This window comes from Aeromonas sp. D3 (genome assembly GCF_027705025.1).
GTDB lineage: Bacteria > Pseudomonadota > Gammaproteobacteria > Enterobacterales > Aeromonadaceae > Aeromonas > Aeromonas salmonicida.
In genome coordinates, this window is the sequence record NZ_JAPDBE010000074.1 from 1 (window position 1) to 7,779 (window position 7,779).

A 7,779-nucleotide genomic window follows, 5' to 3' on the forward strand; every position below is an offset into this window, starting at 1 on the left:
ATCGGCTCAAACATGAAGAAATGAAATGACTGAGTCAGCCGAGAAGAATTTCCCCGCTTATTCGCACCTTCCCTAAATATCATTGACTCATAAATAGACCAACCCGGCCTAAGCCGGGTTGATTGCATCAAAAGGCGAGAGAAGTTACAGCGCCTCCAATCTCGCATACGCCGTCACCAGCCACTTGGCGCCGACGTCGTCGAACTGGATCTGCACCCGGCTCTGCTGGCCGACCCCTTCAAAGTTGAGCACTACCCCTTCGCCGAATTTCGGATGGAGCACCCGCTGGCCGAGCGTGATACCGCTGGCGTCGAAGCTCTGCTGCACCTCGTTCTGACTGAAGCGGCCGTACTGGGTGGGTCTGCTCACCTGGGTGCGCAGCCGAATCTCTTCCAGGCATTCGGCGGGCATTTCGCGGATAAAGCGGCTCGGTTTGTGGAACATCTCGCGGCCGTAGATGCGGCGGCTCTCGGCATAACAGATGTAGAGCTTCTCCATGGCGCGGGTCATGCCGACGTAGCAGAGGCGGCGCTCCTCTTCCAAGCGGCCCGACTCCTCGGTGGATTGCTGGCTGGGGAACATGCCCTCTTCCACGCCCACCAGCAGCACCAGCGGGAACTCCAGCCCCTTGGCGCTGTGCAGTGTCATCAGTTGCACAGCGTCGGCATATTCGTCCGCCTGATTCTCGCCGGATTCCAGCGCCGCGTGGGCGAGGAAGGCCGACAAATCGCTCATCTCTTCCAGCTCATCCGGGCGCTGGTATTGACGACAGGCAGTGACCAGTTCGTCCAGGTTCTCTACCCGAGCCTGGGACTTCTCGCCTTTTTCCGCCAGATACATGGCCTTGAGGCCGGAGTTCTGGATGGCGATATCCGCCTGCTGGTGCAGCGGCAGCATGCCGACCTGCTCTTCCAGCGCGTCGATCAGATCGACAAAGCCACGCACCGCATTGCCTGCGCGACCGGTCAGCACCTTGTCATTGAGCAGTCCCTTGGCCGATTGCCAGAGGTTCTGCCCCTGATCCCGGGCGTTGGTGCGCAGGATCTCGAGGGTGCGATCACCGATGCCACGGGTCGGGGTGTTGACCACCCGCTCGAAGCTGGCGTCGTCGCCTCTGTTGTTGATAAGACGCAGGTAGGCCATGGCGTCCTTGATCTCTTGCCGTTCGAAGAAGCGCAGGCCGCCGTAGATGCGATAGGGCATGGCGTCCTGCATCAGCGCCTCTTCCAGCACCCGCGACTGGGCGTTGGAGCGATACAGAATGGCGCAGTCGGCCAAGAGGCCGCCCTTCTCTTTCCAATCCTTGAGGCGGCCGACCACAAAGCGGGCTTCGTCCACCTCGTTGAAGGCGGCATAGAGGGAAATAGGGTCGCCCTCTGCCCCCTCGGTCCACAGCTCCTTGCCAAGCCGCTCAGAGTTGTTGGCAATGACGCAGTTGGCGGCTTTGAGGATATTGGCGGTGGAGCGGTAGTTCTGCTCGAGGCGAATGGTTTCGGCCCCCTGATAGTCGGTCAGGAAGCGCTGGATGTTCTCAATCTTGGCGCCGCGCCAGCCGTAGATGGACTGGTCATCGTCGCCGACTATCATCACCTTGCCGCTGTCGCCCGCCAGCATCCGCAGCCAGGCGTACTGGATGCCGTTGGTATCCTGAAACTCGTCCACCAGTATGTTCTGGAAGCGATCCCGGTAGTGCTCGAGGATGTGGGGCTTGCCCAGCCACAGCTCGTGGGCGCGCAGCAAGAGTTCTGCGAAGTCCACCAGCCCGGAGCGATCGCAGGTCTCCTGATAGGTCTTGTAGATCTGTTGATAGGTGCGGGTGACGGGGTCGCCGTAGAGATCGATGTCACCGGGGCGCAAGCCCTCATCCTTCTTGCCGTTGATGTAGCTCATCACGGCGCGAGGGGCCCAGTGCTTCTCGTCCAGGTTGAGCGCCTTGATGACGCGGCGGATGAGGCGGTACTGGTCGTCGGAGTCGAGGATCTGGAAATCCTGCGGCAGGCCCGCGTCCAGATGATGGGCCCGCAGCAAGCGGTGGGCGATACCGTGGAAGGTGCCGATCCACATGCCGCGCTGCATGCTGCCCAACACTTTCTCGACCCGGCCGCGCATCTCGGCCGCGGCCTTGTTGGTAAAGGTCACGGCAATGATGGAGAAGGGTGAGCAACGCTCCACCTGCATCAGCCAGGCAATACGGTGCACCAGCACCCGGGTCTTGCCCGAGCCGGCGCCCGCCAGCACCAGCAGATTGCTGCGAGGGGCCGCCACCGCGTCTCTTTGCTTGTCGTTGAGCCCGTCGAGCAGGGTTGAAACGTCCATCACCACTCCTGTTTATTTATACAGGCGGGGATTATACGACCTGTGGCGCCACAGACCAAATCCGAGTGAATGACGAGCCGCTGCGCTTGCATAGGGGCGGCTTGGTGGCGGGCCGGGACCGGGAAAATCATGAACCGGCACCAATAGAAACCGCTTCTTCTCCGTCCAGACGAAAACGCTTGCTTATAACCATATGAATGTAAACATAAATGTCGTTTGAAGCCTGGACTTCACAGAATTTAAATCTAAAAAAAGACATTAAAACAAACACTTATAAATTGATCTGCTTATATTTCAAACCGTTACCGCAAACGTTTTTCCTTTATGATCTCCTTGACCCGCTCCATGGCTCACTTACAGTTAGCCAGCGTGCTTTATGCCTGCTCCGGCAGGCTGTGGACCCTCACATAACAATCAAGGATACGATCGTGACTAAAGTGCTCAAGCTGGCCACCGTGGCCGCCCTCACTCTCGCTGCCCTCTCTGCCCAGGCAGCCACCCAACCCGCCGTCATCTATGACACCGCCGGCAAATTCGACAAGTCGTTCAACGAAGCCGTGTTCCGCAACGGCGTCGAAGTCTACAACAAGGACAAAGGGGTCAAGGTCAAGGAGTTCGAACCCCAGAACGAAGCCCAGCGTGAGCAGGGTCTGCGTCGTCTGGCCAGCCGTGGCAACGGCCCCATCGTCGCCGTCGGCTTCAACATGGGCTCGGCCGTCGAGAAAGTGGCGACCGAATTCCCGAAAACCCAGTTCACCATCATCGACATGGTGGTCGACAAGCCGAACGTGCAGTCCATCATCTTCAAGGAGCATGAAGGGTCCTTCCTGGTGGGTGCGCTGGCTGCCATCGCCTCCAAGAGCGGCAAGGTCGGCTTCGTGGGCGGCATGGACATACCGCTGATCCGCAAGTTCCAGTGCGGCTACGAGCAGGGTGCCAAGTACGTCAATCCGAAGATCGAAGTGTTCCAGAACATGACAGGCTCCACACCGGCGGCGTTTGCTGACCCGGCCAAGGGTGCCGAGCTGGCCAAATCCCAGTTCGCCAAGGGTGCTGATGTGGTCTATGCCGCCGCTGGCGGTACCGGCATCGGTGTTTATCAGGCTGCCAAGGACGAAGGCAAGTTCGCCATCGGCGTTGACTCCAACCAGAACCACCTGCAACCGGGCACCATGCTGACCTCCATGGTCAAGTCGGTCGGTCTGGCCGCCTACCAAACCTGGGATGATGCCGCCAAAGGCACCTGGAAACCGGGGATCAAGAACCTGGGCCTGGCCGAGGGCGGTGTGGATTGGGCACTCGACAAGGACAACGAGAAGCTGATCACCCCCGAGATGAAAGCCAAGGTGGAAGCCATCAAGGCCGACATCATTGCCGGCAAGGTCAAGGTGCATGACTACATGAGCGACAGCACCTGCAAATACTGAGTTACCGCTACGACTCTCAACCCGATGACCGGCCCGCACGGGCCGGTTTTTAGTCTCTTTTCATGACTCGCAAGGACTGCATCATGGACCAGACAGATCGCTATGCCATCGAATTAAGGGGTATCGATAAGCGGTTCGGCGACGTTTACGCCAACAAGCAGATCGACCTCAAGGTTCAAAAAGGCAGTATTCACGGCATCGTCGGCGAAAATGGCGCCGGCAAGTCGACCCTGATGAGCATCATCTACGGTTTCTACCACGCCGACAGAGGCGAGATGTTCATCGACGGCAACCCCTTCAACCCCCATGGCTCACAAGATGCGATCACCGCAGGGGTGGGCATGGTGCACCAGCACTTTATGCTGGTGAACAATTTTTCCGTGCTGGAGAACGTCATCCTCGGCGCGGAGAACGGCTGGCACCTGGGCCAGAGTCTGGCGGCGGCCGAAAAGCTGCTCGGCGAGCTGGCGCGGGACTATGGTCTCGACGTACCGTTGCACGAAAAGATCGAAGATCTGCCGGTGGGCCTGCAACAGCGGGTCGAGATCCTCAAGGCGCTCTATCGCGGCGCCCGCATCCTGATCCTCGACGAGCCGACCGGCGTGCTGACCCCGCAAGAGGCCGACCACCTGTTCGAAGTGCTGAAAAAGCTGCGGGATCAGGGCGCGACCATCATCCTCATCACCCACAAGTTGCGGGAAATCCTGGCCATCACGGATCAGGTCTCCATCATGCGCCGGGGCGAGATGGTGGCCCACGTGGCGACCAAGGATACCGACAAGGAGCAGCTGGCCGAGCTGATGGTGGGCCGCAAGGTACGCCTCAAGGTCGACAAGGGCCCGAATCTGCCGGGGGCAGCCAAGCTCAAGGTCAACGGCCTCAGTTATATCGATGACGCCAGGGTGGAGCGGGTCAAATCCGTCAGCTTCGAGGTGCGAGCCGGTGAAGTGGTCGGCATCGCCGGCGTATCCGGCAACGGCCAGTCCGAGCTGCTCAGTCTGCTCGGCGGCATCCTCAAGCCCAGCAAGGGCAGTTTCACCATCACCAACGACGGCAAGACCCACGAGGTGAGCCTGACTCATCCAGCCGACCCGGAGCGGGTGCGCAACTATGGCCTCGGCCATGTGCCGGAAGACAGGCACAAGATGGGACTCATCAACCGCTTCGAGGCGAAAGAGGCCTTCATCCTCGGCTATCACCGCCGCCCCCAGTACAACAAGGGCTGGCTGCAGAACAAGGAGGCGATCCAGCAGGATTGTCAGGCCAAGATGGAGAAGTGGGATGTGCGTCCGCCCCACCCCGATCACAAGACGGCCAACTTCTCCGGTGGCAACCAGCAGAAGCTGGTGATCGCCCGGGAGGTGGAGCAGGACCCGGATGTGCTGTTGATCGGCCAGCCGACCCGCGGGGTCGACATAGGCGCCATCGAGTACATCCACCAGCAGATCATCGCCATGCGCGACAAGGGCAAGGCTGTGCTGCTGGTGTCGGTGGAGCTGGACGAGATCATGAGCCTGTCTGACAGGATCCTGGTCATCGCCGACGGTCGCATCGTCGGCGAGCTGGATGCCGCCAAGGCAGATGAGCGCACAATCGGCTTGATGATGGCGAACATAGTTCCCGATGAGGTGGCGGCAAGCCAGCCCCAAGGAGCCACAACATGAATGTTCTCTCTAGCTGCATCGGATCTGGTTGGATGATGGCACAGCGGGTGCCTGACGAGATTGCCAAGGAGGCCCACTCATGAGCCAAGCACGTATTCCTGCCTGGATCTCCGTGGGCGTGCTGCCCGCGGTCAATATCCTGCTGGCCTTCCTGGTGTCGGCCATCCTGTTCTACTACCTCGACATCAATCCGGTCGATGCCGCCCAGATCATGTGGTACGGCGCCTTCGGTACCGGTGAAGGGGTCGGTTTCACCCTCTACTACGCAACCGGTTTCATCTTCACCGGCCTGTCGGTGGCGGTGGCCTTTCACGCCGGTCTGTTCAACATCGGCGGTGAAGGTCAGGCCTATATCGGCGGCCTCGGGGTTGGCATGGTCTGTCTGCTGCTCGGCGACACCTTGCCGTTTGCGCTGCTGCTGCCGCTCTCCATCATAGCCGGTGGTCTGTTCGGTGCGGCCTGGGCTTTTATCCCGGCCTGGTTGCAAGCCAGGCGTGGCAGCCACATCGTCATCACCACCATCATGTTCAACTTCATCGCCGCCTCCCTGATGGCCTATCTGCTGGTCGAGGTGTTCAAGCCGCCCGGTTCCATGGCCACCGAGAGCAAGGTGTTTGCCGTCACGAGCTGGCTGCCCAAGATGAGCGAGCTGGCGAGCGGTGTTGGCATGGAGATGCCGAACAGCCCGCTCAACATCAGCTTTTTCTGGGCACTGATCTGTGCGGCCCTGGTGTGGGTCTTCATCTGGCATACCCGCTGGGGGTACGAGATCCGGGCAGTCGGCGCGAGCCAGAGTGCCTCCGCCTACGCGGGCATCTCCTATCCCAAGGTGGTGATCCTTGCCATGGTGATCTCCGGCATGCTGGCGGGCTTCTTCGCCCTCAACGTGCTGCAGGGGGAACTGCACCAGATCAAGCTCAACTTCGTGGAAGGGTTCGGCTTCACCGGTATCGCGGTGGCCCTGATGGGTCGCAACCATCCGGTCGGCGTCATCATCGCCAGCCTGCTGTTTGGCTTCCTCTATCAGGGGGGCGCCGAGCTCAGCTTCGAGTTCGGGGTCGACCGCAACATAGTGGTGGTGCTGCAAGGCCTGGTGATCCTGTTCTGTGGCGCCCTTGAGCACATGATGCGTCCGCGCATCGAGCAGCTCTATCTGGCGTTTGCCAATCGCTCAACCGCGCAAGCCAAGGGAGTGTGATCATGTTTGAACTGCTGATCCTGATGCTGGATGCGACCATTCGTACCGCACCGCCGCTCATTCTGGCTGCGATGGCAGGCATGTTTTGCGAGCGCTCCGGTGTGGTCAACATAGCGCTGGAGGGCAAGCTGCTGGCCTCCGCCTTCGCCGGGGGAGCGGCCGCGGCTGTTTCCGGCTCTGCTTGGGTGGGTCTCGGCGCCGGCGTGGGTGTCTCCATCCTGTTCGCCCTGATGCACGGCTTTGCCACCATCACCCACAGGGGTGATCAGGTGGTGAGCGGCATGGCCATCAATATACTGGCGGCCGGTCTGACCGTGACCCTGGGCCGTTACTGGTTCGATCAGGGTGGCCAGACTCCGGCGCTGTCCGGTGCAGCCCGCTTCGCCCCCATAGAGCTGCCCTATGCCAGGGAGCTGTATGACGTGCCCGTGATAGGCCAGCTCTACAGCGAGCTGCTGAGCGGTCACTCCCTGCTGGAGTACGTGGCATTTGCCTGCGTGCCGCTGGCCTGGTGGGTGCTGTTTCGTACCCGCTTCGGTCTGCGTCTGCGGGCGGTGGGCGAGGCCCCGGCGGCGGTCGACACCGCAGGTATCTCTGTGGTGCGGATGCGCTACACGGCGCTCATTATCGGCGGCCTGCTGGCCGGTATCGGCGGCACCTATCTGGCAGTCGCCCAGACGGCCCAGTTCATCCCCAACATGAGCGCGGGCAAGGGCTTTATGGCACTGGCGGCACTGGTTTTCGGCAAGTGGAAACCCTGGAGTGCCATGGCGGCCTGCCTGCTGTTCGGCTTCCTCGATGCGGTCGCCATCCGGCTGCAAGGGGTCAGCATAGGTGACTTCGCCATTCCGGTGCAGGCCATAGAGGCGTTGCCCTACATACTGACGGTGTTCCTGCTGGCCGGTTTCATCGGCAAGGCGGTGGCCCCCAAGGCGCTCGGTACCCCTTACGTCAAGGAGCGGGAGTAACCCTGCTGCTCTCAACAAGAGGCCCACGGAAGTGGGCCTCAACCTGATGCCCTGGATACGCTGACTTGAGCAATGAAAAGAACCCACTCTTTTTCAAAGAGTGGGTTCTTCCGCAATCCGAGATGTTTATTAGGGAAGGTGCGAATAAGCGGGGAAATTCTTCTCGGCTGACTCAGTCATTTCATTTCTTCATGTTTGAGCCGATT

The 7,779-nt window shown here is 60.4% G+C and carries 5 protein-coding genes; 4 read left to right on the forward strand and 1 reads right to left on the reverse strand.

Features of this window, described 5'->3' with window-relative positions; translation table 11 throughout:
- Window positions 1–144 precede the first annotated feature (144 nt).
- Window positions 145–2,316, reverse strand: a complete 2,172-nt coding sequence (gene uvrD / locus OKC28_RS22565) for a DNA helicase II (protein ID WP_256686203.1) — start codon at window positions 2,314–2,316, stop codon at window positions 145–147.
- A 428-nt stretch (window positions 2,317–2,744) separates the two neighbouring features.
- Here uvrD and OKC28_RS22570 point away from each other — a divergent pair, with 428 nt between their 5' ends.
- From OKC28_RS22570 to OKC28_RS22585, 4 genes are all read left to right on the forward strand, one after another.
- Complete coding sequence (locus OKC28_RS22570; RefSeq protein ID WP_017412538.1) at window positions 2,745–3,743, forward strand: BMP family lipoprotein; 999 nt, start codon at window positions 2,745–2,747, stop codon at window positions 3,741–3,743.
- 83 nt (window positions 3,744–3,826) lie between these two features.
- Window positions 3,827–5,407: an ABC transporter ATP-binding protein gene (locus tag OKC28_RS22575; protein ID WP_059169150.1), complete on the forward strand. Its 1,581-nt coding sequence runs from the start codon at window positions 3,827–3,829 to the stop codon at window positions 5,405–5,407.
- A gap of 79 nt (window positions 5,408–5,486) precedes the next feature.
- Window positions 5,487–6,605, forward strand: coding sequence for an ABC transporter permease (locus tag OKC28_RS22580; RefSeq protein ID WP_256686207.1), 1,119 nt, complete (start codon window positions 5,487–5,489; stop codon window positions 6,603–6,605).
- Between the two features lie 2 nt (window positions 6,606–6,607).
- Entirely contained in the window at window positions 6,608–7,573 is a 966-nt protein-coding gene (locus OKC28_RS22585; RefSeq protein WP_017412537.1) for an ABC transporter permease, read from the forward strand.
- The last annotated feature ends 206 nt before the right edge of the window (window positions 7,574–7,779 follow it).

What these genes read in the sequence shown, in the direction of transcription:
- uvrD (WP_256686203.1), bottom strand. Translation starts at nt 2,316, where the DNA reads ATGGACGTTTCAACCCTGCTCGACGGGCTCAACGACAAGCAAAGAGAC.
- OKC28_RS22580 (WP_256686207.1), top strand. Translation starts at nt 5,487, where the DNA reads ATGAGCCAAGCACGTATTCCTGCCTGGATCTCCGTGGGCGTGCTGCCC.
- OKC28_RS22585 (WP_017412537.1), top strand. Translation starts at nt 6,608, where the DNA reads ATGTTTGAACTGCTGATCCTGATGCTGGATGCGACCATTCGTACCGCA.
- OKC28_RS22575 (WP_059169150.1), top strand. Translation starts at nt 3,827, where the DNA reads ATGGACCAGACAGATCGCTATGCCATCGAATTAAGGGGTATCGATAAG.